Below are 26,064 nucleotides of genomic sequence, written 5' to 3'. Positions count from 1 at the left end.
CAGACCATGACCATCGACCCCTGCAACCTGCAACTGCTCTACCAGGGCCGCTCGCCCAACTCCGGCGGCGACTACGGGCTGCTGCCCTACCGGCCGGGCCTGCTCACCCTGCAGCGCTGACGCCACCGGCACCACACCGGCCGTGCGGGCACGCCCATGCCCGCACGGCCGGCACAACGACCTATCGCACCTCCCGGGCAACCGCCCGGGCGGCTCCACGGACCTGTCCACCGCTCCCAGGAGACAGACATGAAACGAACGAACGTCCGCACGTTCCGTGCGGCTCTGACGGCGACGCTGCTCGTGGCCGCGACCGCCCTGACCACCATCGCCATGGCGAACTCCGCCAGCGCGGGCACCACCCTCGGCGCCTCCGCCGCCGAGCGGGGCCGCTACTTCGGCGCCGCGATCGCGGCGTACAAGCTCAGCGACTCGACCTACGTCGGCATCCTGAACCGCGAGTTCAACTCGGTCACCCCCGAGAACGAGATGAAGTGGGACGCCACCGAGCCGTCGCAGGGCAGCTTCAGCTACGGCAACGCCGACCGGATCGTCAACCACGCCCAGGCCAACGGGATGCGCATCCGCGGCCATGCCCTGCTCTGGCACGCCCAGCAGCCCGGCTGGGCGCAGAACATGTCGGGCAGCGCCCTGCGCTCGGCGGCGATCAACCACGTCACACAGGTGGCGACCAAGTACCGCGGCAAGATCCACTCGTGGGACGTGGTCAACGAGGCGTTCGCCGACGGCAGCGGCGGCGGTCGGCGTGACTCGAACCTGCAGCGCACCGGCAACGACTGGATCGAGGCCGCGTTCCGCGCCGCACGGGCGGCCGACCCGAACGCCAAGCTCTGCTACAACGACTACAACACCGACGGGATCAACGCGAAGTCGACCGGCATCTACAACATGGTGCAGGACTTCAAGTCCCGCGGCGTGCCGATCGACTGCGTCGGCTTCCAGTCCCATCTGAGCAACTCGGTCCCCTCGGACTACCAGGCGAACCTGCAGCGTTTCGCGAACCTGGGCGTCGACGTCCAGATCACCGAACTGGACATCTCCGGGTCGAACCAGGCCGCGGTGTACGCCACGGTGACCAACGCCTGCCTGGCCGTGGCCCGCTGCAACGGCATCACCGTGTGGGGAATCCGCGACAGCGACTCCTGGCGCACCGGCCAGAACCCGCTGCTGTTCGACTCCTCCGGCAACAAGAAGGCCGCCTACACCTCGACGCTCAACGCCCTCAACAACGGCACGCCGTCGAGCCCGGCACCGTCCACGCCGAGCGGCTCCATCGACACGAGCGCCTGGTACGTCCTGGTCAACCGCAACAGCGGCAAAGCCGTCGACGTGTACAACTTCTCCACCGCCGACGGCGGCCGCATCACCCAGTGGACGCGCGGCAACGGCAACAACCAGCAGTGGCAGTTCGTCGACTCCGGCGGCGGCTACTACCGCATCAAGTCCCGCCACTCCGGCAAGGTCCTCGACGTCTACAACTTCTCCACCGCCAACGGCGCGTCGATCGTTCAGTGGGCCGACGCCAACGGCACCAACCAGCAGTGGCGCGTGATCTGGTCGGGCGGCTACCTCCGGCTGATCAACCGCAACAGCGGCAAGGCCCTCGAAGTCCAGGGCGCGTCCACCGCCGACGGCGGCAACATCGTGCAGTACGACGACTGGGGCGGCAACAACCAGCAGTGGCAGCTCATCCGCGTCGGATAGCCCACCATGATCAGCCGTCGGTGCACGGGTGGCCGCAGCCCCGCACCGGCGGCCTGCTCCACGAATCCCCGCCGCGAACCTCGGCGCGGCGGGGCCCGCCATGAGACAAGGAGGATGCCGTGAGCGGCATCGGCACCATCACCCATGTCCGGCCTCCCCGGCGAGGCTGGCGCGCCGCGCTGATCACCGTCGTGGTCACCGCGCTGGCCGGCACGGGCCTGGCCGTCGTCACCACCAGCGCGGCACAGGCCGCGACCGTGGACACCAGCGCCTGGTACATCCTGGTCAACCGCAACAGCGGCAAAGCCCTCGACGTCTACAACTTCTCCACCGCCGACGGCGGCCGCATCACCCAGTGGACCCGCGGCACCGCCAACAACCAGCAGTGGCAGTTCGTCGACTCCGGCAGCGGCTACTACCGCATCAGATCCCGCCACTCCGGCAAGGTCCTCGACGTCTCCAACTTCTCCACCGCCAACGGCGCATCCGTGGTGCAGTGGTCCGACCTCAACGGCACCAACCAGCAGTGGCGGCTGGCCGACTCGCCCGACGGCTACGTCCGGTTCATCAACCGCAACAGCAGCAAGGCCCTGGAAGTGCAGGGCGCGTCGACCGCCGACGGGGCCAACATCGTGCAGTACGACGACTGGGGCGGCAACAACCAGCAGTGGCAGCTCGTCCGCGTCGGGACCAACCCGAGCCCGAGCGCGTCCTCCTCACCGCCGCCATCGGGTGGGACCTTCGCCAACCCGGTGCTGTGGCAGGACTTCGCCGACATCGACATCATCCGCGTCGGCGACACCTACTACTACTCCGCCTCGACCATGCACTACTCCCCCGGCGCGCCGATCCTGCGCTCGTACGACCTGGTCAACTGGGAGTTCGCGGGGCACTCGGTGCCGACACTCGATCATTCCAACGCCTACAACCTCAACGGCAACGGGCGCGCCTACGTCAAGGGCATCTGGGCGTCCACCCTCAACTACCGGCCCTCCAACAGCACCTTCTACTGGATGGGCTGCATGGAGTTCAACAAGACCTACGTCTACACGGCCTCGGCCGTGGACGGCACGTGGTCGAAGCGGTCCACGATCAACAACTGCTACTACGACGCCGGGCTGCTCGTCGACGACAACGACACCATGTACGTCGCGTACGGCAACTCCAACATCAGCGTGGCCCAGCTGTCGGCCGACGGGCTCAGCCAGGTGCGCACCCAGCAGGTGTTCACCACCCCGTCCAGCGTCGGCACCCTGGAAGGGGCCCGCTTCTACAAGCGCAACGGCAGCTACTACATCTTCCTCACCCGCCCCGCCAACGGGCAGTACATCCTCAAGTCGTCGAGCCCGTGGGGCCCGTACACGATGCAGCAGCTCCTGCTCAACCTGCCCGGCCCGGTCTCCGGCGGCGGCGTGCCCCACCAGGGCGGCCTCGTCCAGACCCAGAACGGCGCCTGGTACTACTTGGCCTTCGTCGACTCCTACCCCGGCGGGCGCATCCCGGTGCTCGCCCCGGTCACCTGGACCGCCGACGGCTGGCCCCAGCTCCAGCTCGTCAACGGCGCCTGGGGCAGCAGCTACCCGAAGCCGAACCTGCCCGCCCCGCCGCGCCAGGTCAAACCGATGATCGGCACCGACACGTTCAGCGGCACGGCACTCGGGCCGCAGTGGGAGTGGAACCACAACCCCGACACCAGCCGGTACACCGTCAACAACGGCCTGCGGCTGCAGACCGCCACCGTCACCAACGACCTCTACAACGCCCGCAACACCCTGACCCACCGCATCCAGGGACCGAGCTCGACCGCCACCATCGCCCTCGACTACTCGTCGATGCGCGACGGCGACCGGGCGGGCCTGGCGATGCTGCGCGACTCCTCGGCCTGGATCGGCGTCAAACGCGACAACGGCACGACCCGAGTCGTCATGACCAACGGGCTCACCATGGACGGCAGCTGGAACACCACCGGCACCGGCAGCGAGAACGCCTCGGCGTCGATCTCGGGCGGGCGGATCTGGCTGCGCGTCAACGCCGACATCCGGCCCGGCAGCGGACGCCAGGCACGCTTCTCCTACAGCACTGACGGAACCAACTTCACCGCACTGGGCTCCGCGTTCACCCTCAACAACGCCTGGCAGTTCTTCATGGGCTACCGGTTCGGCATCTTCAACTACGCCACCCAGGCCCTGGGCGGCTCGGTCACCGTGTCCCGGTTCGACCTGACCACGCCGTAACCCGGTCGCCGCAGGCCACGGCAGGGCCGGTGCGGACACACAGCTCCGCACCGGCCCTGCGCCGTCCGCGCACCCCTGAACCCGCCGGACGGCTGATACAGCGCGCATGCGTGGTACGGCAGCCTGGAAGGCCGCCGACCCGTTACCCGAGGATGACCGTGCTCGACTTCGAAACCCTGCTGACGTCGTTCCTCTTCTACCTCGTCCTCGGCCTGGTGCTGATCGCCGTCGCAGGCTCCGGCCAGCACCGCGGCATCGACCGGCGGGAGCGGGCCAGGAAGCGGCGGGAGGCGGACCTCGCCGCGGCGGAGCAGTTCTACGCCGTACACGGCGAATTCCACGGCCTATGGCAGGAATGGACGGCCGTACGCCGGCAGACGTTCAGCGCGGCCGACCGCGAGCAGCACCGCTGGACGCTGTTCGGCCGCGCCACCGCAGCCGATGCCCGGGTGGAAGGGCTGGTCACCAGGCTGGCCACGGAGCGCCACCTCACCGATCGGGAGCGCACCCTGCTCGGCTGCTACCGCCAGGCGTACCGGACGCTCGGCAGCTGCCTGGAGGCCGACCTTCCACTCGGAGTCGCCCTGCGCCGCCAGCCGGACGGCGGCATAGTGCCCGCGGACCACGAGGTCTGGGCCGGCTCGCAGACCGACTCGTACCTGACCTTCACCGAGCTGGCCACGGCGGTCGGCGCACTGATCGCCGCGTCGGGCCTCGTGCCGTCGGAGACCCACGCCCGGGCGTCCATGCGCGTGATCACCAGCGACGAGTTCCAGAGCCCGGCCTGGGTGCCCCTCGCCCGCGCTGCCCTCGACGTGTCACCTGACGCGCGGCGCGGCTGAACGTAGCGGGCCGGCTGTCGGTGGTGGGCGGCATGATCCGAGCTACCCACCCGCTCGCCGCAGGGAGACCATCGTGAACGACGGCCGTGCCGACTTCGACTTCATCTTCGGGCGGTGGCGGGTGCGCAACCGCAAGCTGCGCGACGTCGCCGATCCGGCCTGCACCGAGTGGGTCGAGTTCGACGCCACCGCCCACGCCGAGCCGATCCTCGGCGGGCTCGGCCACGTCGACCGCATCTGGACCGACGCCCCGCCCGGCGAGCAGCCGTTCGAGGGGTTCACGCTGCGGCAGTTCGACCCGCAGGCCCGGGTCTGGCGGATCTGGTGGGCTTCCAGCCGCAACCCGGGCCACCTCGACCCGCCCGTCGAGGGCGCCTGGCGCGACGGGCGGGGTGTCTTCGACTGCGAGGACGTGCTCGGCGGTCACCCGGTCAAGGTCCGCTTCGAGTGGACCCGGGACGGCATGGACGCCGCCAGGTGGCAGCAGTCGTTCTCGTACGACGAGGGCGTGACGTGGCGGGTGAACTGGGTCATGGACCTGTCCCGTACCGCCTGAGCGGGCGGGACGGCGACCGCGGCCGCCCCGCCCGCGGGCCTCAGGCGTTCTCGGCGAGGACCTCGCGCAGCTTGGCGGCGAACTCCGCCGGCTTGCCGGGCATGCCGAACTCACCGCCCATGAAGCCGCCGTGGTTGCTGGGGAACACCACCGCGGTGGTGCCCAGCCGCTCGGCCAGCGCGACCCCGCCGCGGTAGGCCATCGTGCCCGCCGACTCCTCGCCGACGGCCGGCACGATCCGGGTCGACGCCGCACGCAGCGCGTCGAGGTCGGGCTCGTAGTGCGTGCAGCTGATCAGGTTCTGGCCCAGCAGCACGTCGTCGCGGGAGCCGTCGTCCTCGGCCGGCATGCCGAACTGCGCCGGGTCGGGCGCGACCGCGTAGTCCGCCGGGAACTCGCCCTGGTGACCGACCGCGGCGATGAAGGCCGCCATGCCCGCACCGGAGCCTTTCGCCTGGTACGTGTCGCGGATGAAACGGATCGCGGCGAGCGCCTGCTCCCGGTCGGGCAGCAGGGTCCCGGCCGGCGGCTCGTGGGCGACCAGGATGCGCACGTCGGCCGGATGCCGGGCGACCAGGGCCAACGTGTTGACCGCCCCGCCGCTGCTGGCGAAGATGTCGACCGGTCCCCCGCCGAGCTCGGCGATCAGCCGGTGCAGGTCGTCGGCGTGCACGTCGGGGGTCGACTCCTCGGCGTCCGGGGTGCGGACGCTGCGCTCCGCGCCGCGCGGGTCGTAGGTGACCACGGTGCGGTCGGGGAAGTATCCGGCGAGCGTGGTGAACCCGCGCGCGTCCATGGGCGAGCCGATCAGCAGCAGGGCCGGTTCGGTGGTGTCGGCGTTCTCGCGTACGTCGTAGTGCAGGACCGCGCCGGGAACGTCCAGGGTGTGGGTCTTCGCGTCAGCCATCGGTGCCACTCCTTCTCGGGTCATGTCCAGGTAGACCGTCGCCGCCCGGGAAACTCATCGGTGCGCGGCCGAGAACTTTCCCGGCGTCACCGAAACGGGCAAATGCCTCAGCCAGCATAGTCCGGTGTCCCACCGCCGACCTGCGATGAACAGCTCCGCCCGCGCATGCGGTATCAAGTTCCGATGGAATTCGTGCTGTTCCCCGGACGCCACCACCTGCTGACCCGGTTTCAGGCCGACCGGCTCGTCGAGCTGGCCGCCCGGCACGGCGCGACGATCGTCTGGGCGGTGACCTCGGCGAACCACGACAACACGCGCCGCAACCCGGTTCCGTACCACCGGCGGGAGGCGGCCGTCGAACGCTTCAGCGCGACCACCGGCCTGCGCTCGGTGGTGGTGCCGGTCTTCGACATGCCGCCGACGCCGCGGTTCGCCGAGGTCACGATCAAGAACATCACCGCCGCCACCGGTATCGAGCTGACCCCGCGCAACACCGTCGTGGCCTGTTCCACCCCCGACGTCGCCGCGCTGTACGAGCGGCTCGGCTTCGCGATCGACCCCGTCGAGGCCGGGCAGTCCCCCGCCGCCGAGCGCCCCTGGGACGTGCTGCTGCGCCTGGCCGCGGGCGACGAGACGTGGCGCGAGCTGGCCCATCCCGCCACCGTCGACGTGTTCGACCGCTACCGCCTCACCGAGACCGTGCGCACCGTCGTCAACGACCCGGTCGTCGGCGACGAGGGCGGCCTCACCGCGACCCGCGACTACCGCGCCTACGTGGAGGCGTTCGCCGACAGCGCCGCCCGCAAGTGGGCCGCGGCCCGCGAGCACGTGCAGCCCGGCCGGGTCGTCGACATCGGCTGCGGCGCGGGAGCCGTGCTCGAACTCGCCGACCGCGAGCCGGCCCTGCGCGAGAGCGACCTGATCGGGGTCGAGGTTGCCCGCCACCTGTTCGACGAGTGCGTGCACCGCAAGGCGCAGGGCGTCTTCGCCAACCCCAACGTGTTCTTCTACCGCCGCAACGTGCTCGGCGGCGCGGTGTTCCCCGCGCGTTCGATCAACACGACGCTGACCTTCGCGCTGACCCACGAGATCTGGTCGTACGGCGACCAGGAGAAGTCGCTGCGCGCCTTCGCCCAGGCCATCTTCGACCACACCGCGCCGGGCGGGGTCTGGATCAACAGTGACGTCTGCGGCCCCGGCGACCGCGACCGTCAGGTGCTGCTGCGCCTGGAGCGCGGCGACGGCGAGAACCCCGACCGGCCGCGCACCGACCTGGCCGGCCTGCCGTCCGCGCAGGTCGCCGCATATGTCGCCGGGCTGTCCACGCGGGCCCGCTTCGACCAGTTCACGGTCGACTTCGCCTTCGGTGTGCCGCACGTCCCGGCCGGTGACACCGTCCGGCTCTCGTTGGGCGACGCCATGGACTACCTGACCCGCAAGGACTACTCGGCGAGCTGGCTGTCGGAGACCCGCGAGCAGTTCTGCGGTATGGCGTACGCGGACTGGCGGCGCCTGCTCACCGACGTCGGCTTCGAGCTGGACCCGGCCTCGGGGACCAGCCGCAACGACTGGATCGTCGACAACCGGATCGCCCCGGTCGCCGCGCTGACCGACCTCGACGGCACGCCGCTGGACTGGCCGGTGACCCACCTGCTGGCGGTCGCCCGCCGCCCGCTGAACTCGTGAAACCGACAGTCGGGGTCAGCGGATCCGGCCGCCTTCGCCGGGCGCGCGCCCCTTGGTCGATGAGTCTGATGTCGACATGGTGAGACAACGGCTGGGTGCGGCCTGCTGGATGCTGACGATCGTCTACTTCCTGGTGCAGCCGGTCGTCGCGGCGGCCTGGGATCCGGCATACAGCTTCGCCGACAACACGATCAGCGATCTCGGCAACGCGATCTGCACGACCTCGGACGAATCGTGGCGGCCCGGGGTCTTCCTGTGCTCGCCCCGGCACGTGCTGATGAACGCGACGTTCGTGCTGGTCGGCCTGTGCACGGCGGTCGGTGCGCTGACCACCCGGGGCTGGTGGCCGCGGCATCGCCTGGCGGGGTCGGGGCTCGCCCTGATCGCCGTCAGCGGCGTCGGCGCCGTGCTGGTCGGTCTGGCGCCCGGTGACGTGAACATGCCGCTGCACCTGGTCGGGGCGGGATTGCAGTTCCCGGCCGCGCTCAGCCCACTGCTGCTCGGGCTGGCCACACCCCGGGAGCGGCGGCGCGAGCGGGCGTTCTCGCTCACGATGGGCGTCGTCGGGATCGTCGGCTGCGTGCTGTTCGCCAGCGGGCTGCATCTCGGGCTGGGCGTCGGCGGCACGGAACGGCTCGGCTTCGACCCGCTCACCGTCTGGACGGTCGTGCTCGGCACGGTGATCTGGCGCGGCGGATCAATCCGGCGCTGACCCGCCGCCATCCCCGGCGGCCAGGTGGACCCGGGCCAGCTCACGGATCTGCTCGTCGGGGTCGTCCACCAGATCGGCGAGTGACCGGGCGACGAGTTCGGGATCAGCGCCCGAGATCTCCTCGACCATCGCGTACAGAGCGTAGTACCGGGTGTCGGCCTCCTCGTCCCGGCACAGCGACCGCAGCGCCTCCAGCGCCTTCGGCTCGATCCGCTCCGGGTCAACCAGCGCCGGAAGCACCGCCGCGACGTGGAAGCGGACCCACCGGTTCGGGTGCCCGGTGAACCGGAGCACCTCGTCGAGGGCCTCCCACGCCGCGTTGTACCCGAGCGCCGAGATCACGTTCTGGAGCACATACGGGTCCTGCTCCCGATCGAGCCGCCCGACCAGCAGCGGTATCGCCTGCGTGCTGAACGGCCTGCGTCCCGCGTCGTCCTGCCGCCCCAGTTCCCGCAGGACCCGCACGCCGAGTTCGCGCGCGTCCGGGTCCTCGTCGTCCAGCAAGCGCACCGCGGTGGCGTACACCGCCCGGGTCGGCCGCTCGTGCAGGGCGACCAGGTGTGGAGCCGGGTCGAGAGGGTCGCCCTCGGAGACCTCGGTCGCCGCTGCGGCGAACAACTCCGCGTCCGGCATCCAAGCCGGTTCGACCCTGCGGTCCTGATTCCCCATCAGGCCATTGTCGGCCGCCGCTCAACGGGGTTTCGCGCCGGAGCCCAACGCGGCCTTGGCCGTCGAATCTAGACTCCATTCACGACCGTCAGTGTCGGGCTGGAGTCCGCACCGGCCCTCGCAGCGACCTGGGGACCAGAATGGCCGATCCGCTCGACGACCCCGTGCGATCCGCGCTGACCGGACCGCACGCCCACCTGGCGCAGCGGCGTGGCCGCATCCTGCGCTATCCGCCGGAACTGTCGAGGTTCATCGCGATCCCGCATCCGACGACCGCCGAGGACTGGGCCGACGCCGCCGCGCTGGTCGGCCCCGAGCGAGCCCCGGTCGCGGGCGTCGTCGTCGCGCCGTACGACGGTTGGAAGGTCACCGGCGTCGGACCCGGTCTGCAGCTCGTCGAGGACGCCGTCGAGCCGCGCTACGACGACGAGGCGGTGCGGCTCGGCCCGGCCGACCTGCCCGAGATCGTGGCGTTCGTCGCCCGGCACCGCAACGGCCGCTTGTTCACGCCGCGCACCCTCGAACTGGGCACCTACCTCGGCATCCGCCGTGGCGGTGTGCTGGTGGCGATGGCCGGGGAGCGCCTACGGCCCGTCGGCTGGAACGAGCTCAGCGCCGTCTGCACCGACCCCGCCCACCGCCGCCAGGGCCTGGCCATGCGGTTGGTCCGCGCGCTGATCGCCGGTATGCGCGAGCGGGGCGAGCGGGCTTTCCTGCACGTGAGCGACGGCAACCCCGGCGCGTACGCCATGTACGAGCGGCTCGGCTTCCGCGTGCGGCGGCCGATCACCATGGGCTCGGTGCACATTCCCGAGGTTCACCTTCCGGCCGCGTTCCGGCCGGGCCACAGCTGACGCCAGGAAACGGGCAAGGGGGTGGCCGGACCGGCCGCCAGGTGCGCGAACGCCCCCAGTGGCCGGTCCGGTTCGTTCACCGGCAGGTCAGGCAGCCCTCGGACGCAGGCAGACCGGGGTGCGGCAGGTCGTCGCGGTGCTCGGGCTGGGCCTTGGTGATCCGGGGCGGTGACACCAGCAGGAAGCCTCGGGACAGGTCGGAGTCGATGAACCCGACGAGGACCGGGTTGCGCGGGTTCGCCGGGTCGTTCTCGAAGCCGGACGCGGCCCATCCGGGCACGGTGTTCACGGCCGCGCCACGGGTACGCAGCACGTTCTTCGCCGCGGTGCGAGCCGCGGGCCCGGTTCACGGGCCAGGGCTCACCGACCGGCCCACCAGCGGCCGCACACCCCGAGCAGCACGCACATGAAGCCGGTGAGCAGCAGCGATACGACGTCGGGACCGCCCGTCACCGGGAGCACGCCGGTCGCCACCACCCGGTCAGCGAACTGCCTGAAACGTCACGTTCCAGTTCGTCGTCCACGTCATGCCCTGGCAGATCAGGGGCGCGTCGCCGAACTTCACCCCGTCGCCGATGGTGTAGTCGAAGTCGCCGCCCTTGGCCAGCGTCGGCAGCGCCGGGTACATGCCCTGGTTCGTGATGACGTACGCCTTGCACGTGTCCACGTCTGCCTCGGCCACCCCGCTGACCGTGACCGCGCCGGGGCTGATGCCGGTGACCTGTGCCCGCACGTTCGAGTTCGGGTTGTGGATGGCCAGTTTCACGTTCGACGACTCGCCCGGCAGCAGCGGCGAGCTGAGCTGCTGCCCCACGACGGTGATCTCCTGGACGATTTCGGCTCCACCGGTGGCTCCGGCCACGATGGTGGAGCCGAACACGGCCCACGCGGCGGTGGCGGCCACGATGGTGCCGAGCACGGCCGTGCCGACGACGGCGGTCCGCTTGGTGATCCGCTGGTGCTTCATGGTGTCCTCCTGGGCACAGTGGGTCGGCCCGCGCGCCACACGGCGCGCCGGCTGCTGGTTGACGTGGTGTTACGCCGCGGACGCGGGCGTCGCGGGGACAGGTGGCGACGGGTCGGCCGTCGCGGTTTCGGGGGTCGGGGTTTCGGACGGCTCGGATTCTGGAGCCGGGTCAGGCACCGTCTCGCCGGTCGGCGGCGGATCGGCCGTCGGTGACGGCGACGGCGACGGTGAGGCCGTCGGCACCGGCGAAGGGCCGGTGGACGCTGACGCGCCCGGCTCTTCGGTGCCCGGTCGGGTGGTTCCGGCCGGAGCCGGGGCCGCTGGGGTGGCTGTCGGCCCGGCGTGCGCCGACGGGCTGGGCCACCTTCCGGCAGCGTGGCCTTCGACCGGTGCCTGTGCGGAGCCGCGCCAGGACGGAGCCGCGGCTGCGACAGCACCCGCCGCGATCAGCACAGTGGCGGCCGCCAGCGCACCGGTGGCGAGCATGCGTCGGCCTCGCCGGGTCAGCGGCTGGTGCACCACGGGCGGCCTCCTGTGTCGGGTGCCGCTGCGCGGATCGCCGGGAGGCGTCCGGTCGCGGCCACGCGAACAACCCTGCCGCATCAGGTATGGAATGGGGCATAGGGAACACGGTGCGCTACCGCTGACACATAGGGCGGCTGTCCAGCGCAGACGTGCATCGACCGGCTCCGGGCGAACTACCCAGAAAGGATGAATCGAACAATATGGATAGACTGCTTGCCGTGCATCCCCCATGCCGCAACAAACGCCAAAACGCAACCGGGTGCTCGCTGCGGACTCCCGAGGTGAAGGGAATACGCGGTTTATCATCGGCCATTTGCAATATAACGACATGAACCGGACACGCTTAATACGCTGTAGGGCACCCGCGCCCTGCGAACAGGCGCGTGGAGAACCTGGACAGGCTGCTCGATGCGGCCCACGCACACGGGCGATCGAGGAGGCACCCATGACCACGGCCCGATCCCCCGCCGCCGAACCGCCCGCGCGGGCCCTGCGCCAGATGCTCGTGCCGCTCGCGCTGGCGCAGTTCATCTGCAGCTTCGCCGGCTCGAACATGAACGTGATGATCAACGACATCAGCCAGGATCTGGACACGACCGTGCAGGGCGTCCAGATCGCCATCACGATCTTCCTGCTGGTGATGGCCGCCCTGATGATCCCCGGCGGCAAGCTGACCGACCGGTACGGCCGCAAGCGCTGCTTCCTCGCCGGCCTCATCCTCTACGGCATCGGCGCGCTGCTCAGCGCCGTGTCACCCGGGCTGGGCGTGCTCATCCTCGGCAACTCGATCCTGGAGGGTGTCGGCACCGCGCTGCTCATCCCGCCCGTCTACATCCTCACCACCCTGCTGTTCAGCGGCGTCGCCGCGAGGGCCAAGGCGTTCGGCGCGATCAGCGCGATGGGCGGCGTCGGCGCGGCGGCGGGACCGCTCATCGGCGGCCTGATCACCTCTGCGCTGAGCTGGCGCTGGGCCTTCGTGTTCCAGGCCCTGGTGATCGTGGTGATCATCGTGCTGGGCCGCAAGGTGCTCGACCCGCTGCCACCGGACCCGACGCGCCCGTTCGACACCCGCGGCGCGGTGCTGTCGGCGGCCGGGCTCATCCTCGTCGTCGCCGGCATCCTCGCCGCCGACGACAACGGGTGGCTGATGCTCGGCCTGATCGCCGCGGGCGTGCTGCTGCTGTTCCTGTTCTTCCGGTGGGTACGCGCCCAGGAGCAGGCCGGCCGCGAGCCGCTGCTGTCGACCGCGCTGTTCCGCAACCGCACCTCCAACCTGGGCCTCATCACGCAGAACGCCCAGTGGCTGATCCTGATGGGCACCTCGTTCACCGTGGCGGCGTACCTGCAGGTGGTCCGCGGCTACGACGCGATCCAGACCGGCGTCATCTTCACCGCCGCGACGGTCGGCCTGCTGGTCTCGTCGCTGGCGGCCGAGCGCCTGGCCAAACGCCGCCCGCAGCGCACGCTGATCCAGGCGGGCTTCGTGCTCACCGCGGCCGGTGTGCTGGTGCTGCTCGCCCTGGTCGCCGGGACGCCCGGGGTCTGGGCGTTCGCGCCGGGGCTGCTGCTCATCGGGCTCGGGCTGGGCCTGATGCTGACCCCGTCGGTCAACGTGGTGCAGTCCAGCTTCGGTGACGACCTGCAGGGTGAGATCTCCGGCCTGTCCCGCAGCGTGTCCAATCTCGGCTCGTCACTGGGCACCGCCGTCGCGGGCACCATCCTCGTCGCGGGCATCACCGCGACCCCCGGGCGGGCGTACGGGCTGGCCATGGCCGTACTGGCCGTCGTGGCGCTGGCCGGGCTGTTCGCGGCCGCGAAGCTGCCGAGAACAGCCGCACCCTCAGTGCCCTGATCTGCCCATGTCCCAGACCTACCAGGCAGGAGACCACGTGGACACGTTGCAGCTGCTGCTCAACGCGATAACCGTGATCTTCATTTCGTCGACCATGTTCGCGGCGGGCCTCGGCGCGACCCTGCCCGCCCTGCGCCGGGCGTTCACCGACGTGCCCCTGCTCGTGCTCGTGCTGCTGGCCAACCTGGTCGTCATCCCGCTGCTGGGCTGGGGGCTGGCCGCCCTGCTGCAGCTCGCGACCGCGCCGTTCATCGCGCTGCTGCTGATCGCGTGCTCACCCGGCGGGCCGTTCGGGGCCAAGCTCGGCATGATCCAGCGTGGGGACGTCACCACCGGCGCCGCCATGCAGGTGCTGCTCGCGGCCATCGGCAGCGTCACCTTCGCGCTGACCGCCAACGTGCTGCTCACGGCGGCCGACGTGGGCGGCGGCATCTCGCTCGACGTCGGCGCGCTGGTGCGCACCGTCGCGATCCTGCAGCTCGTGCCGTTCGCGATCGGCCTGCTGCTGCGCCACTACACCGCCGACACGGCCCTGTCCTGGCACCCGGCCGCGGTCAAGGTGTCCAACGTGACGTTCCTGATCGTGCTCGGCGGGATGCTGCTGGGCAGCTGGAGCGACGTCGTCGACCTGCTGGGCTCGCGGGCGCTGCTGGCCGGGTTCCTGTTCTCCGCCCTCGCCTTCGCCCTGGGCACACTGCTGTCCACCGGGTCACCGGCCCGGCGCACCACCATGGGCGCCGTCACCGCCGTACGCAACCTCGGCCCGGCCCTGGCCGCCATCGGAATCGCCTTCAGCGACCAGCCCGCCGTCCTCGGCGCGCTCGCCGCCATCCTGCTCAGCGGGCTCTGCGCGGCCATCCCCATCACCGCGGCCCTCGCCCGCCGCCGCAGCGCGTCCCGGACCTGACAGTGGCCTGCTCCCTGGTGTTCCTCGGTCACTCGACGGTCCTGCTCGACCTCGACGGCGTCCGGGTGCTCACCGATCCCGTGCTGCGCGGCCGTCTGACGTTCCTGCGCCGGATCGCCGCGCCGGTCACGCCCGCCGACCACGCCGACGTCGACGTCGTCGTGCTGTCCCACCTGCACCACGATCACTGCGACCTGCGCTCGCTGGCACTGCTCGGCCGCGACGTGCGCATCGTCGCACCCGACGGCGCCGGGGACTTCCTGCGGCGGCGGGGCTTCCGGCGGGTGGTCACGTTGCAGGCGGGCGAGTCCCACCAGGTCGGCCCGGTGACCGTGACCGCGACCCCGGCGGTGCACGACGGCAGGCGCGAGCCGTTCGGGCCCCGGGCCGCCGCGGTGGGATACCTCATCGGGACCGGGCGGACCGCCGTCTACTTCGCCGGCGACACCGACCTGTTCGCCGGGATGCGCGACCTGTCCCCGGACCTCGACCTCGCCCTGATCCCGGTCTGGGGCTGGGGACCGAACCTCGGCCCGGGGCACCTGGACCCGCGGCGCGCCGCCGAAGCCGTCGCGCTGCTGCGCCCGCGCCGTGCCGTGCCCATCCACTGGGGCACGCTGTTCCCGTACGGCCTGCGCGTCTTCTACCGCGACCGGCTGCGCGAGCCCGCCCGCGCCTTCGCCGCCGCCGTCGCGGCCCGCGAGCTGCCCACCGAGGTCACGGTGCTGGCCCCCGGCGGCGGGCTGACATGGCAGCCGTGAACCTGCGCCGCGTCGGCGGCCGGCTGCGCCCGGCGATCGTCGTGCTGCTGCTCGACTGGGCGGCGCTGAGCATCGCGATCGCCGTCACGCCGGGCCTGTCCGCGAGCACCGGATGGGACGTCCTACTGGCCGCGGTGCTGCTCGCGATCGCCGCTGCGGTGCTGCGGCCGGTGTTCGCCGTGTTCGCCGCCCGGCTCGGCTGGACCGGAGTCGTGGCGGGCTGGCTGCTGACCCAGTCGCTGCTGGTTTACCTGGCCCTGATCCTCGCCCCACACATCACGGTGGACGGCTTCTGGCCCGCGTTCTGGGCGTCGTGGATCTACTCCATCCTGGTCAGCGCCGGGATGTGGCTCGTCACCGCGGGCGACAACTCGGCGATGCTCGCGCATCTGCTGCGGTCCACGAAGAAGACCCGCCGCGAAGCGGTCGCCACCGCGGTCCCCGGCGTGCTGATGATCCAGATCGACGGGTTGTCGGCACCGCTGGCCCGCTGGGCGATCCAGGCGGGAAACCTGCCGACGCTGACCCGCTGGATCCGCTCGGGCAGCCACACGCTGGCCGAATGGCATGCCCAGCTGCCCGCGACCACCCCCGCCAGCCAGGCCGGCCTGCTGCACGGGGCGAGCGCGCACGTGCCCGCGTTCCGCTGGCTGGAGAAGGAGACCGGCCGCCTCGTGGTCACCAACCACCCCAAAGACGCCGAGTACGTCGAGCAGAGCTTCTCCGACGGGCGGGGGCTGCTCGCCGACGGCGGGGTGAGCCTGTCCAACGTCTTCTCCGGCGACGCGCCGGTGAGCCTGCTGACCATGAGCACGGTGGGGCGCAAGGGCAGCCGGCGCGGCCCCACCCGGGAGGTCAGCAGCTATCTGGTCGACCCGTTCGGCCTGACCCGCTCGCTGGTGCTGACCGCCGGAGAAATGATCAAAGAGGTGTTCCAGGCGCGGCGACAGCGGGCCCGCGACATCGAACCCCGGGTGCACCGTGCCGCGTCCTACGTCGCGCTGCGCGGCGTGACCAACGTGCTGCTGCGCGACCTCAACCTGAACCTGGCGGCCGAGCACATGATGCGCGGCGCACCGGCCCTGTACTGCGACTTCGTCGACTACGACGAGATCGCCCACCATGCCGGGCCGACCCGGGCGGAGTCGCTGGCCTCCCTGGACGGCATCGACTGGGTGCTGGGCACGCTGGAGCAGCTCGCGCGCAGCGCGCCACGGCCGTACCACATCGTGGTCCTGTCCGACCACGGGCAGAGCCAGGGCGCGACGTTCCTGCAGCGGTACGGCACGACGTTGGAGGCCCTGGTCCGAAAGCTGATGGCGGGCGACGGCGCGGACGTGGCGACCGCGCCCGAAAACGAGCAGTGGGGCCGGGTCCGGGCCCTGCTCACCGAAGTCAGCGGTGAGCAGAAGGTCGTCGGCCGGCTGACCCACGACGTGCTGAAGGCGCGGGACCAGGAACCCGCGCCGGGGCCCGCCGCGGGTGCGGAACTGGTCGTCGTCGCGTCCGGCAACCTGGGCATGGTCTACCTCGCCCGGGAGCGCCGCCGCCTGACGCTGGAGGAGATCGAGGCCCGGCACCCGAACCTGCTGACCGGCCTCGTCGCCCACCCGGGCATCGGGTTCGCGATGGTGCGGTCCAGTGCCCGTGGACCGATCGTGCTCGGCCGCGACGGCGTCCGCCACCTCGCCGACGGGCGGATCGACGGCGCGGATCCCCTCGCCCCCTTCGGCCCGCACGCGGCCGACGATCTGCGACGGCACGACACGCTGCCGCACGTCGGCGACGTCGTGCTCAACAGCCTGCTCGATCCGGCGACCGGTGAGGTGGCCGCGTTCGAGGAGCTGGTCGGCTGCCACGGCGGGCTGGGCGGGTGGCAGACCCGGCCGGTGCTGATCCACCCTGCCGAGTGGCCCGCGCCCGGCCCTCTCGTCGGCGCGGACGCGGTCCACCGGCAGTTGGTGCGCTGGCTGGCGAACCTCGGACTGCGGACGCGGCCGCCCGGCTAGCCCCGGACGATCAGGTCGTTGGCGTACGTCGCCACGTCCAGCACCGCCTGCTCGCCGGTGCGCCGGTGCACGTCAAGGGCCGCGTCGATGAACTTGATGCCGTGCGAGTCCTGATCGTGCAGCCCGCGCGCCATCAGGTCGGCCGGATCCGTCGCTGCGCGGACCGGCATCGGCCGGGCCTCGGCCGGCGAGTACGCGCTCGTCACCGCCGCCGTCGCGGCCCACGCGGCCTGGATGCTGGGCTCCCACAGCGCGGCGGGCAGCACCGGCAGCACCCGCGCGATCGCGTTCGGCGCGGTGGTCGCGTGCACCAGCATCACCGGGTTGCCGTGCCCGTGCGTACCGAACCGCAGCGCCGCCGCCTCGACGATGGCGGCGAGCCGGTCCGGCGCGCCCGCCTCGGCGTCGCCTGGCACGGCCCCGGCCGACTCCGGCCATCCCGGCAGGTCGGCGAGCTGTGCGAGCCGGTTGCGGATCCCGGACCGCTGGTGCGGCACCCGGGGCACCGCGTCGAGCGCCGAACGCGGATCGCTCGACCGGTACGGTCCCTTGCCCGCCGGTGCGAGCGGCTGCCAGCGGGCGGCCCAGTAGCCCAGGCCCGCGCCCAACTCGGCCACCCGGGCCGGGGTCGCCGCGCCGTCCTGCTCGCTGTCGAGCAGGGCGCGCACCGCGTGCCCGACCCTGATGACGCCGTGCGTGGCCCCGGCGGCCACGCCCGGCAGCAGCCGGGGCCACCACTGGATCAGCACCTCGCGCCAGGGCCGCTCGGTGAGCTGCCGTTCGAAGAAGGTGAGCCAGTCACCGGTGCGGACCGGGTCGCCCAGCGGATCGCGCCACTCGCCCGCCGAGATGCGCTGGATGCCGCGCGGGCGTTCGGACAGCCGGTCGGCGTAGCCGTCGATCCAGGCGTGCACCTGGTCGGCGTGTCCATGCCGGACCAGTGCCTCCGCCGCCATGGGCGCGTGGTTGGACAGCCAGCCGTCGCGCTCCGGCCCGGTGTGCTGCAGCCGCTGGTATACCTCGTCGAGAACCCCGTTTGTCATGCTCAACATCTTTCGACTTCAAGTCGACTTGATGTCAAGAGCGTCTGAACGGGCAAAAGTACGCGAACAGCGTCGGCGGGTCACCATCCCCCGGCGGCTTCGCCGAGGATGCCGCCCCGGACCGCGCGGGCCAGTCCCTGTGCCAGTTCTTCGTCATGCGGGCCGACGTGCACGTACAGGCTGTGTCCTGGCGGCGGATCGCGGTGCCACATCTCCGCCCCGTTGAGACCCAGCTCGAATCCGGCCTCGTTGTGCCGCCCTTGCCAGCACACGTGCCAGGAGACCGACGCCGGATCGGTGCCGACCGCCGCGACCACGAGATCGGCCGGGTCCTCATGCAGCTCGTGCTCGCGGGTGAAGACCGTGGCTTCGAGCCGCGGCAACCTCGACAGCGCAGCGACGACGTCGTCGCTCAGGTCGGCCATCAGGTATGCGCTGCCGTCACGTCGCCGGGTCATCCGGCGGGCGGCCGGCAGGAGCGGGTCGAGCACCGCCGCCACCTGCTCGAACAGCTCCGCAGGGACGTCCACCGAGACGTGGGCGCGGTCCAGTGGCAGGTAGCGGGCGAGGTCCCGGTGGGTGTCGAGCTCGATGTACGCCGAGACGTACGACGGGCAGCAGGTCGGCGACCGCAGGTCGAGCAGCTGCCGCGTCTTCGCGTAGACGGCGTCGAGGTCGTCGCTGGTGTAGATCCGGTACACGGTCGAGTTGCCCACGGCGGAGCATCATGCCACCAACCGCGGCGCGCCGACGAGGTCAGGCGTGCGCGGTGGCGGTGGTGAGTTGGGCGAGGTGACGGTCCACGACCGCCAACGCGTCCCGGTGTGACAGCGCGCCGGCGAGCACCGGCAGCCGCAGCCCGTCCAGCAGCGCGGCGAGGCGCTGGGCTTCGGCGGGCGCGTCGATCGCCGGCCCGGCGCTCTCGAACACGGTGCCCAGCGTGCGGACGAACCCGGCGAAGGCCGGGGCGAGCGCGGCGGCGAGCGCCGGCGCGACGGCCGCCCGGGACAGGAACGCGACGGCGACCAGCGCATCGGCCCGTCCGGCCGCATCGTGCGGCAGGTACTCGGCTGCTATCGCGCGCAGCATCGCCGCGGGTTCTCCCGCGGGTGCACCGGCGAGCCGGTCGCGGACCCGGCCGGCGAAGCGGTCGTGCACGCTCAGGCTCAGCCAGTGCTGCAGCGCGTAGAGCAGCATCTCGTCCTTGGTGGCGAAGTAGTGCTGGACGGCGCCCATGGACACGCCGGCCTCGTGGGCGACCTCGCGCAGGGATACCGCTTCCAGGCCCTGCGCTCCGGTGATGCGCAGCAGCGACTCGACGATGTGGCGGCGGCGCTGATCATGATCGACCTTGCGGGGCATGGCCAGAACGTACCTTCCCGTGGTTACAATGCAGTCGCATTGCAAAACTACCGCGAAGAGGCCACGGTGACCATACGGACGGCACACAACGGAGAAGTCGAGCTCGCGTACGAGACCTTCGGCGCGCCCGGCGGCGAGCCGTTGCTGCTCATCATGGGCCTGGACTTCCAGATGGTGTTCTGGCCCGACGACTTCTGCCAGGCGCTGGCCGACCGCGGCTTCCACGTCGCTCGCTACGACAACCGCGACGCCGGGCTGTCCACGCACTTCACGTCGCCGCAGCGGGAGAACCCGTTCCGGGTCCTGTTCAGCGGCAGCCGCAAACCCGTCTACACCGCCTCGGACATGGTCGACGACGGGCTGGCCGTCATGGACGCCCTCGGCTGGGACTCCGCCCACCTGTGCGGCGTCTCGCTGGGCACCGGCCTCGCACTGGCCACCGCCGTCCTGCACCCGCAGCGGGTGCGCACCATCACCGCCGTCGCCGGCGGGCCCTCCGGAAAACTCAGCCTGCTGCGTTACGTGAAGTTCGGCGTGTTCGGCCGCTTCGCCCGGATCAAGCACCCCGACACCGACGCGGGAGCGGTGCAGACCCTGGTCGACATGATCCGGCTGCTGTCCTCCCCGCACCATCCGTTCGAGGAGGAGTGGGCCCGATCCGTGGCGCGGCTCAGCCACGCGCGGTCCCCGCGTGATCCCAGCACGACGCAGCGCCAGACCGCCGCCGGGCTCAACCTCGGCGCGACGGGCCGCCGGCTCGGCGAGATCACCGCACCGACACTGATCGTCAACGGAACCGACGACCCGCTCATCCGCGCGTCCGCCGGAGCCGCGCTGGCCCGCCGGATCCCCGGCGCACGGGCTGTGGTGTACCCCCGCATGGGCCATGTCCTGCCCGAACACGTGTGGGCCGCCATGGCCGACGCCATGGCGGCCCAGGCCGGACTCGCCGCCGGACCGGTCACCACCGGCTGAGGCCCGATCAGGCGAACTGCGCCACGCGAGACTCGTGGCGCGGCTCGACCGACAGGTGAGCCGACAGCGCACCCAGGAAGTCGGCCGCGTCGAACATCTCGCCGGCGGAGGCGACCCCGGTCGTCTTCGCCTGCCCGGCGAGGATGCGGTGGACCGCTTCGACCGCGAGCGGCGCGCTGATCGCGTAGATGTCCCGGCCCGTGGCGACGACGCGGCGTTGCGTGTCGCCGGTGCGCACGACGACGTCGACCACGAACGTCTGCGCGGACCGGCCGCTGTCGTCGACCGCGGCCGGCGCGGGCGAGTCCGGGGCCGCCAGGTCCCTGGCCGCGTCGGCGGTCATGTACGTGCGCACCTCGGGGATGTCCAGGTGGCTGGGGACGGCGACGACGTCGGCCATCGTGAACCCGCCGAGGACCGGCCGACTGCCCAGCGGAGCCGGGAACTCCCAGTCCAGGGTCGGCAGGTCGCGCTCGGCGGCGTAGTACTCCATCCGGCCGCCCGTGTAGCGGACCCGGCGGCCGTCGCGCCGGTCCCGCGAGACGGTGCCGGACACGACGGTCCCGGGCGTGGGGTGCCAGCTGCTCAGCCCGTACGCGACGTGCGCCTCGTCGGCCGTGGTCCAGTCCCCCATCGCCGTGGTGACCAGCAGGTCGCCGAGCCCGCCGAAGAACGCCATCGCCGGGACCACCGCGACCCCCGCCTCCCGGGCACGGTCGGCGAAGTGCGCGAACGTGTCGAGGTTGGCCTCGATCTCGGCGGCCACGTCCACGTACGGGATGCCGCCGCGCAGGGCGGCCTCGATCACCGGGCCCGCCGTCGAAGCGAACGGACCGGCGGCGTTGACGACCCCTGCCGCGCCCCGCAGCGCCCGGTCGAGCGAGGCCGGATCGTCCGCCGACGCCACCCGGTGCTCCAGCCCCGGATGGGACTCCGCCAGCTCCTGGAGCTTGCCCGCGTCGCGGCCGACGAGCAGCGGCGCGAACCCGCGCGCCGCCAGCTCGGCCACCACGAACCGGCCGGTGTGCCCGTACGCCCCGAACACCGCCACGGTCTTGTCCGTACCCATCTTCAGCTCCTCAGCGCTCTTCAAAGATCGACTGAAGAGATCCTCCCAACGGCGACGGTCTCGGACGAGTGTCTGGAACGCCACGCCCCATACACTTTCGGACATGGCCACGATCGCGCTCGCCGCCACCGACGGAATGCTCCACTTCGAACTCGCCATGGCCTGCGAGATCTTCGTCCGCGACCCCAGCGGCCTGGCCGACCCGTGGTACGACCTGGTGGTCTGCGGTCCGGGCCCGGTCGGGATCGGCAGATTCCGGATGGAACCCGACGCCGGGCTGAACCGGCTCGCCACCGCCGACACCGTGATCATCCCGGCCATCGACGACGTCGACGCCGACCCGCCCGCCGACCTGGTCGAGGCCGTCCGGGCCGCTCACCGGTCCGGGGCCCGGCTCGTCTCGCTGTGCACCGGTGTGTTCGTACTGGCCGCCGCCGGGGTGCTGGACGGGCTGCGCGCCACCACCCACTGGGCCCACACCGACGCGCTGGCCACCCGCTACCCCCGGATCGACGTCGACCCGGACGTGCTCTACGTCGACAACGGCAACGTGCTCGCCTCCGCCGGCAAGGCCGCCGCGATCGACCTGTGCCTGCATCTCATCCGCCGCGACCATGGCTCGACGGTCGCCAACGCCGTCGCCCGCCGACTGGTCGTGCCCCCGCACCGCGCGGGCGGCCAGGCCCAGTTCGTCACCACCCCGGTGCCCGCCCGCGACGACCATCCCCTCGCCGACCTGTTCCCGTGGGCGATGGAGCGGCTGAACCGCCCGCTGACCGTGGAAGACCTGGCCCGGCAGGCGAACATGAGTTCGCGCAACCTGGCCCGCCACTTCAGGTCGACGACCGGCACCACCCCGCTGCAGTGGCTGTCCACGCAGCGCATCCGCCGCGCACAGGAACTGCTGGAGAACACCGACAGCGGCATCGACGCCATCGCGGAGGCGGCGGGCATGGGCACCGCCACCACGCTGCGCCGGCACTTCCACCGCACCGTCGGCGTGGCGCCGGACGCCTACCGCCGCACCTTCCGCACGCCGGGAGGCCGCCTCCCGCACGGGGAGGCGGCCTCCGGCCTGTCCTGATCCGCCCTGTCGCGATCCCGGGACGATGCCAGGTCAGCCCTTGATCACTGCGTCCTCGGCCAGCGCCTCGGCGCGCTGCTGGACCGTGGCGCGGAGCTTGTCGACATCGGTCTTGACGGCGGCGGTGTCGGCCCCCTGCACGGTGTTCAACGTGGCCGTGATCCGGTCCAGGGCCTTCTCGGCCGCCTTGTCGGCGTAGATCTTCTGGTACAGCTCGCGGTAGGCGTCCTCGTACGTTGTCTTGAACGCGTCCGAAGCCAAGAACCTTTCCTTGAGCTTGTTGCCGCCCATCATTGGGCCCCGGCCGCCGCCGGGTCCGCCGCCCGGCGGAGTGAACCCCTCCGGCAGTTCCATGCCCTCCGGCAGCGGGAAGTCGCCGCCGCCGCCGGGGAAGCCGCCCATCGACATCGTGTCGTGGGGTCCGGCCGTGGCGCTGCCGCTGAAGGTCAGGTTGTGGTCCCAGCTGATGACCTTGAACTTCTTGGTGTCCAGGTCGTACCACAGGTAGTAGTTCTTGCCCGGACCCGACATGTCGTCGAAGTTGAGCAGCAGGTTCTGCAGGGCGAGGTACCGCGCGAACGAGGCGACGTCGACGTGGTCGGCCAGGTGGGCGTCGAAGTCGGCGTCGGAGGCCTCGTCGGCCCACCTCACCAGGTCGATGACCGGCGCGAGGTCGTGGCTGCCCTTGTTGTTGACCTGCTTGAAGTCGTCTTCGTACTCGGTCGGGTCCGCACCCTGGTAGGTGAACTGTCCCGTGGCCAGCGACTTGTAGAGCACGCCGTTGCCGAGGCTGTCGGCGAAGTCCTCGTCCGGGTGCTCGACCAGCAGGCGCGCCTTGACGGGCCGGCCGTTGACCTGCAGGGCCGTGTAGGCGTACCGCTGCGTGGGCTGCCCGGCGGCGGCGGCCACGGCCAGCGAGAGGGCCTCGTTGACCACCGTGGTGCCGCCGCCCATGCCGGACACGCGCACGGCGACCTCGCTGCGGCCCTGGTAGCGGCGGCCTTCGGCGAACTCGTCGAAGCTGATCAGCCACGGCAGTTCCTCGGGCTTGGCGCTGTCGAGGCTCGCCCGGCCGAAAGCGCCGCCCATCATCCCGCCGGGTCCGCCCCGGCCGCCGCCCTGGTTGCCGCCCTCACCGGCACCGGGCAGCTGCGGGAACCCGCCCTCCGGCATGCCTGGGAACCCGCCCTCGGGCATGCCCGGCCGGCCGCCGGGACCGCCCTCGCCGCCCCGGTCCTCGAACAGCGACCGGGTCTTGCCCTCGTGGGTGACGCCGGACAGCGTGGAGTTGCCCTTGAGGCGGATGCCGACGTCGCGGATCAGGGTGCCGTCGACGGTCGCGTCGACGCGCACGTACTCCTTCTCCCCCGTCTGCATGTACTCGTCGAACATGCGCTGGTAGTCGGCTTCGGTGTAGGTGATGGTGACGGTGTGCGCGACGGTGGCGTCGAACAGGTCGACGGTGCCGTCGATGTTCTCCACGACCTCGTCGTGCTTGCCCGCCGCCTGGCTGGTCACGATCGGCGCGATCCGCACGTTGCCGGCGACCACGACCAGCGCCGCGACCACTGCCACGCAGGTGGCCAGCAGCTTCCAGTAGTGCCGGACGCGCACCGGGATGCGGTGCTTGAGCCGGGCCCGCGGCGGCGCCGCGGGCCCGGGCGCAGGACTCGTGGTCATCACAGATCCGTCTGGTCGTATCCGGTGAGCACGGTGACCCGCTGGCCCGAGGTCAACTGGCTCAGCGCGCTGATCAGGTCGCCGGGCTCGCTGCCCTTCTTCAGCCGCACCGTGTACATCAGCTCGGTCAGCGCGCCGCCGCGGATCGACTCCATGCTGACCAGCTCGAACTCGGTGGTGTGCGCGATCAGCGCGTCGTTGATCGTGGCGGTGTAGTTGCCCTCCGGCGGGACCTGCACCTTGACGACCTGCCGCTGCACCGACAGCTGGAACCAGCTGAACCGGAACATCACGAAGATGACCAGGCAGATCGCCACCGTCGCGATCACCGCGAGGCTGTAGAACCGCGTGCCGACCGCCATGCCGACGCCCATGACCAGGAAGATGAACCCGACGTCGCGGGTCTCCTTGATCGCGTTGCGGAAGCGGACCACCGACAGCGCACCGACCAGGGCGAACGCCCGCGCGATGTTCGACCCGACGACCAGCATGATCAGTGACACCAGCATGCCGAGGATGACCAGGGTCTGCACATAGGACTGGCTGTAGGACACGTTGCGATGCGTAGCCCGGTACACCCAGCCGATGATCGCGCTGAGCAGGAACGCCAGGGCCATGGCCATGACGATGTCGGTGACACTGAACGTGCCGGTGAGGTCCTGGAGTTCGAAGTTCATCGGGTTGCCTTCATGATCAGCGCCGGTGCTGCTGCCGCGGCGACGTCGAGGTGGGTGGGGTCGTCGGTGTCCTCGGCGGCCGGGGCGGGCGCCTCGGCGTCGTGGTCGGGGATGTGGAACAGCGAGCGCGGGGCGCGACCGAAGGCCTCGACGCTCTGGCAGTACTTCGACACGCGCACGACGGACAGTTCGGCGCGGGCGGCCAGGTCGGTCAGCCAGTACGGCACGCGGTCGTTGGCCTTGACCTCCAGCACCGACAGCGACGCCGGGATGATCAGCCGGTTCTCGGCGGCGGAGCCGAGGTCGAACTCGCGGTCGCGGCCGCGGACCCGGTGGTCCAGGGTCACCCGCAGACCGAGGTCGGCGTCGCGGCCGACGTAGGCCTCCCGCTGGTAGCCGGTCATCGCGACCGGGCGCAGGTCCAGGCCCTGGACCAGGCCGAGGACCTCCTGGATGAAGCCGGTCTGGCCCGGCTTGTGGCGGACCATCTGCCGGCCGTCGCACAGCAGCCGCGCGTCGCCGTACGGCATCGCGACGCGGCGCTTCTGGGTGACCCGGTTGACCCGCTGCTTGATCTCGACGTACACCGTGGTGTCGTCGTCGATGTCGAAGCGGTCGCCGTAGTGGCGCACCCGGATCTTGCGGCGGAACCGCAGACCCTCGATCTTCTCCCAGTAGAAGCGCAGCAGCCGGGTGTCGTAGTAGACGCTCCACACGCCGTAGCCGCCCTCGGTGGCGTGACTGTCCAGGTCGAGCCGGGCACGCAGCTCGGCACGGATCGCCGCCAGTCGCTCGGTCGGCACCAGGTACTTGATCTCGTACCGGTTGAACGCGTGCAGAGCGCTGGGGGCCCGTAGCGCGTGGCCGCCGTGGTCGTCGGACGTTCTGCCGGATGCCTGCTGGGCCGGGCCGCCGCCGCTGTCGGGTCCCGTCGGCGCTGAGCGCGGGAGCAGTCGCATTCGCGTACC

At 71.4% G+C, this 26,064-nt stretch carries 24 protein-coding genes; 13 read left to right on the top strand and 11 right to left on the bottom strand.

All coding sequences use genetic code 11. From position 1 onward, the window contains the following. The first annotated feature begins 249 nt into the window (after positions 1-249). The 4 genes from AB0B35_RS32545 (at position 250) to AB0B35_RS32530 (ending at position 5,357) form a co-directional block, all read left to right on the top strand. On the top strand, positions 250-1,725 hold the full coding sequence (locus tag AB0B35_RS32545) for an endo-1,4-beta-xylanase (RefSeq protein WP_361052779.1): 1,476 nt from the start codon (positions 250-252) through the stop codon (positions 1,723-1,725). Positions 1,726-1,916: 191 nt separating this feature from the next. Beyond that, positions 1,917-3,959, top strand: coding sequence for a family 43 glycosylhydrolase (locus tag AB0B35_RS32540; RefSeq protein ID WP_361052794.1), 2,043 nt, complete (start codon positions 1,917-1,919; stop codon positions 3,957-3,959). Between the two features lie 158 nt (positions 3,960-4,117). Beyond that, the gene (locus AB0B35_RS32535) at positions 4,118-4,801 is read left to right on the top strand and encodes a hypothetical protein (RefSeq protein ID WP_361052776.1); all 684 of its coding nucleotides are present in this window, start codon (positions 4,118-4,120) and stop codon (positions 4,799-4,801) included. 73 nt (positions 4,802-4,874) lie between these two features. Then, positions 4,875-5,357, top strand: a complete 483-nt coding sequence (locus AB0B35_RS32530) for a hypothetical protein (protein WP_361052773.1) — start codon at positions 4,875-4,877, stop codon at positions 5,355-5,357. Positions 5,358-5,397: 40 nt separating this feature from the next. Here the strand turns inward: AB0B35_RS32530 and AB0B35_RS32525 are convergent, their stop codons facing one another. Further along, the gene (locus AB0B35_RS32525; RefSeq protein ID WP_361052770.1) at positions 5,398-6,264 is read right to left on the bottom strand and encodes an alpha/beta hydrolase; all 867 of its coding nucleotides are present in this window, start codon (positions 6,262-6,264) and stop codon (positions 5,398-5,400) included. Between the two features lie 183 nt (positions 6,265-6,447). Here AB0B35_RS32525 and AB0B35_RS32520 point away from each other — a divergent pair, with 183 nt between their 5' ends. Both AB0B35_RS32520 and AB0B35_RS32515 read left to right on the top strand, forming a co-directional pair. Next, positions 6,448-7,950, top strand: coding sequence for a class I SAM-dependent methyltransferase (locus tag AB0B35_RS32520; protein WP_361052767.1), 1,503 nt, complete (start codon positions 6,448-6,450; stop codon positions 7,948-7,950). Between the two features lie 76 nt (positions 7,951-8,026). Next, entirely contained in the window at positions 8,027-8,662 is a 636-nt protein-coding gene (locus AB0B35_RS32515; RefSeq protein WP_361052764.1) for a DUF998 domain-containing protein, read from the top strand. Here AB0B35_RS32515 and AB0B35_RS32510 read toward each other — a convergent pair. After that, positions 8,648-9,331 carry a HEAT repeat domain-containing protein gene (locus AB0B35_RS32510; protein ID WP_361052761.1) on the bottom strand — a complete coding sequence of 228 codons (684 nt, stop codon included), beginning with the start codon at positions 9,329-9,331 and terminating at the stop codon, positions 8,648-8,650. The two genes, AB0B35_RS32515 and AB0B35_RS32510, sit on opposite strands and share 15 nt — an antisense overlap. A 140-nt stretch (positions 9,332-9,471) precedes the next feature. Here AB0B35_RS32510 and AB0B35_RS32505 point away from each other — a divergent pair, with 140 nt between their 5' ends. Further along, positions 9,472-10,185, top strand: coding sequence for a GNAT family N-acetyltransferase (locus AB0B35_RS32505; protein WP_361052758.1), 714 nt, complete (start codon positions 9,472-9,474; stop codon positions 10,183-10,185). A 76-nt stretch (positions 10,186-10,261) separates the two neighbouring features. Here the strand turns inward: AB0B35_RS32505 and AB0B35_RS32500 are convergent, their stop codons facing one another. Beyond that, entirely contained in the window at positions 10,262-10,498 is a 237-nt protein-coding gene (locus AB0B35_RS32500) for a hypothetical protein (protein WP_361052755.1), read from the bottom strand. A gap of 168 nt (positions 10,499-10,666) precedes the next feature. Continuing rightward, on the bottom strand, positions 10,667-11,152 hold the full coding sequence (locus tag AB0B35_RS32495; RefSeq protein ID WP_361052751.1) for a hypothetical protein: 486 nt from the start codon (positions 11,150-11,152) through the stop codon (positions 10,667-10,669). A gap of 970 nt (positions 11,153-12,122) precedes the next feature. Here AB0B35_RS32495 and AB0B35_RS32490 point away from each other — a divergent pair. From AB0B35_RS32490 to AB0B35_RS32475, 4 genes are read left to right on the top strand one after another with little or no spacing between them, the layout of a single operon-like run. Beyond that, positions 12,123-13,529 (top strand): MFS transporter, encoded by a 1,407-nt coding sequence (locus AB0B35_RS32490; RefSeq protein WP_361052748.1) that lies wholly within the window; start codon positions 12,123-12,125, stop codon positions 13,527-13,529. Positions 13,530-13,566: 37 nt separating this feature from the next. Beyond that, complete coding sequence (locus AB0B35_RS32485) at positions 13,567-14,436, top strand: hypothetical protein (RefSeq protein WP_361052745.1); 870 nt, start codon at positions 13,567-13,569, stop codon at positions 14,434-14,436. A 2-nt stretch (positions 14,437-14,438) separates the two neighbouring features. Beyond that, positions 14,439-15,197 carry an MBL fold metallo-hydrolase gene (locus tag AB0B35_RS32480; protein ID WP_361052743.1) on the top strand — a complete coding sequence of 253 codons (759 nt, stop codon included), beginning with the start codon at positions 14,439-14,441 and terminating at the stop codon, positions 15,195-15,197. Further along, positions 15,185-17,206 carry a phage holin family protein gene (locus AB0B35_RS32475; RefSeq protein WP_361052740.1) on the top strand — a complete coding sequence of 674 codons (2,022 nt, stop codon included), beginning with the start codon at positions 15,185-15,187 and terminating at the stop codon, positions 17,204-17,206. The genes AB0B35_RS32480 and AB0B35_RS32475 overlap by 13 nt, the downstream gene beginning before the upstream one ends. Here AB0B35_RS32475 and AB0B35_RS32470 read toward each other — a convergent pair. From AB0B35_RS32470 to AB0B35_RS32460, 3 genes are all read right to left on the bottom strand, one after another. Continuing rightward, a complete protein-coding gene (locus AB0B35_RS32470) occupies positions 17,203-18,249 on the bottom strand; it encodes a questin oxidase family protein (protein WP_361052737.1) in 1,047 nt (348 codons plus the stop codon). The genes AB0B35_RS32475 and AB0B35_RS32470 overlap by 4 nt on opposite strands. 80 nt (positions 18,250-18,329) lie before the next feature. Beyond that, positions 18,330-18,965: a hypothetical protein gene (locus AB0B35_RS32465; protein ID WP_361052734.1), complete on the bottom strand. Its 636-nt coding sequence runs from the start codon at positions 18,963-18,965 to the stop codon at positions 18,330-18,332. A gap of 40 nt (positions 18,966-19,005) precedes the next feature. After that, complete coding sequence (locus AB0B35_RS32460) at positions 19,006-19,611, bottom strand: TetR/AcrR family transcriptional regulator (protein ID WP_361052732.1); 606 nt, start codon at positions 19,609-19,611, stop codon at positions 19,006-19,008. Positions 19,612-19,677: 66 nt separating this feature from the next. Between AB0B35_RS32460 and AB0B35_RS32455 the strand changes: the two genes are divergently transcribed. Then, entirely contained in the window at positions 19,678-20,586 is a 909-nt protein-coding gene (locus AB0B35_RS32455; protein WP_361052729.1) for an alpha/beta hydrolase, read from the top strand. Between the two features lie 7 nt (positions 20,587-20,593). Here the strand turns inward: AB0B35_RS32455 and AB0B35_RS32450 are convergent, their stop codons facing one another. Then, positions 20,594-21,655 (bottom strand): saccharopine dehydrogenase NADP-binding domain-containing protein, encoded by a 1,062-nt coding sequence (locus AB0B35_RS32450; protein WP_361052727.1) that lies wholly within the window; start codon positions 21,653-21,655, stop codon positions 20,594-20,596. A 103-nt stretch (positions 21,656-21,758) separates the two neighbouring features. Here AB0B35_RS32450 and AB0B35_RS32445 point away from each other — a divergent pair, with 103 nt between their 5' ends. Beyond that, on the top strand, positions 21,759-22,739 hold the full coding sequence (locus AB0B35_RS32445) for a helix-turn-helix domain-containing protein (RefSeq protein ID WP_361052724.1): 981 nt from the start codon (positions 21,759-21,761) through the stop codon (positions 22,737-22,739). A gap of 33 nt (positions 22,740-22,772) precedes the next feature. On the opposite strand, the gene AB0B35_RS32440 is transcribed toward AB0B35_RS32445, so the two are convergent. The 3 genes from AB0B35_RS32440 to AB0B35_RS32430 are packed head-to-tail and all read right to left on the bottom strand — an operon-like array spanning position 22,773 to position 26,055. Continuing rightward, positions 22,773-24,419, bottom strand: coding sequence for a CotH kinase family protein (locus AB0B35_RS32440; protein ID WP_361052721.1), 1,647 nt, complete (start codon positions 24,417-24,419; stop codon positions 22,773-22,775). Continuing rightward, a complete protein-coding gene (locus AB0B35_RS32435) occupies positions 24,419-25,096 on the bottom strand; it encodes a DUF4956 domain-containing protein (RefSeq protein WP_361052718.1) in 678 nt (225 codons plus the stop codon). Before AB0B35_RS32435 ends, AB0B35_RS32440 begins: the two co-directional genes overlap by 1 nt. Then, entirely contained in the window at positions 25,093-26,055 is a 963-nt protein-coding gene (locus AB0B35_RS32430) for a polyphosphate polymerase domain-containing protein (RefSeq protein ID WP_361052715.1), read from the bottom strand. The genes AB0B35_RS32435 and AB0B35_RS32430 overlap by 4 nt, the downstream gene beginning before the upstream one ends. Positions 26,056-26,064: the final 9 nt, after the last annotated feature.

The sequence above is a fragment of the Catellatospora sp. NPDC049133 genome, from assembly GCF_040648455.1.
Taxonomy (GTDB): Bacteria; Actinomycetota; Actinomycetes; order Mycobacteriales; family Micromonosporaceae; genus Catellatospora; species Catellatospora aurea.
Note: the sequence above shows the minus strand (reverse complement) of the source record. Positions and strands in the feature narration are given on the sequence as shown.

Excerpts from the sequence above, each read along its gene's own strand:
- AB0B35_RS32545 (WP_361052779.1), top strand. The coding sequence starts at position 250 with ATGAAACGAACGAACGTCCGCACGTTCCGTGCGGCTCTGACGGCGACG.
- AB0B35_RS32525 (WP_361052770.1), bottom strand. The coding sequence starts at position 6,264 with ATGGCTGACGCGAAGACCCACACCCTGGACGTTCCCGGCGCGGTCCTG.
- AB0B35_RS32520 (WP_361052767.1), top strand. The coding sequence starts at position 6,448 with ATGGAATTCGTGCTGTTCCCCGGACGCCACCACCTGCTGACCCGGTTT.
- AB0B35_RS32515 (WP_361052764.1), top strand. The coding sequence starts at position 8,027 with ATGGTGAGACAACGGCTGGGTGCGGCCTGCTGGATGCTGACGATCGTC.
- AB0B35_RS32510 (WP_361052761.1), bottom strand. The coding sequence starts at position 9,331 with ATGGGGAATCAGGACCGCAGGGTCGAACCGGCTTGGATGCCGGACGCG.
- AB0B35_RS32505 (WP_361052758.1), top strand. The coding sequence starts at position 9,472 with ATGGCCGATCCGCTCGACGACCCCGTGCGATCCGCGCTGACCGGACCG.
- AB0B35_RS32495 (WP_361052751.1), bottom strand. The coding sequence starts at position 11,152 with ATGAAGCACCAGCGGATCACCAAGCGGACCGCCGTCGTCGGCACGGCC.
- AB0B35_RS32490 (WP_361052748.1), top strand. The coding sequence starts at position 12,123 with ATGACCACGGCCCGATCCCCCGCCGCCGAACCGCCCGCGCGGGCCCTG.
- AB0B35_RS32475 (WP_361052740.1), top strand. The coding sequence starts at position 15,185 with ATGGCAGCCGTGAACCTGCGCCGCGTCGGCGGCCGGCTGCGCCCGGCG.
- AB0B35_RS32470 (WP_361052737.1), bottom strand. The coding sequence starts at position 18,249 with ATGACAAACGGGGTTCTCGACGAGGTATACCAGCGGCTGCAGCACACC.
- AB0B35_RS32460 (WP_361052732.1), bottom strand. The coding sequence starts at position 19,611 with ATGCCCCGCAAGGTCGATCATGATCAGCGCCGCCGCCACATCGTCGAG.
- AB0B35_RS32450 (WP_361052727.1), bottom strand. The coding sequence starts at position 21,655 with ATGGGTACGGACAAGACCGTGGCGGTGTTCGGGGCGTACGGGCACACC.
- AB0B35_RS32445 (WP_361052724.1), top strand. The coding sequence starts at position 21,759 with ATGGCCACGATCGCGCTCGCCGCCACCGACGGAATGCTCCACTTCGAA.
- AB0B35_RS32440 (WP_361052721.1), bottom strand. The coding sequence starts at position 24,419 with ATGACCACGAGTCCTGCGCCCGGGCCCGCGGCGCCGCCGCGGGCCCGG.
- AB0B35_RS32435 (WP_361052718.1), bottom strand. The coding sequence starts at position 25,096 with ATGAACTTCGAACTCCAGGACCTCACCGGCACGTTCAGTGTCACCGAC.
- AB0B35_RS32430 (WP_361052715.1), bottom strand. The coding sequence starts at position 26,055 with ATGCGACTGCTCCCGCGCTCAGCGCCGACGGGACCCGACAGCGGCGGC.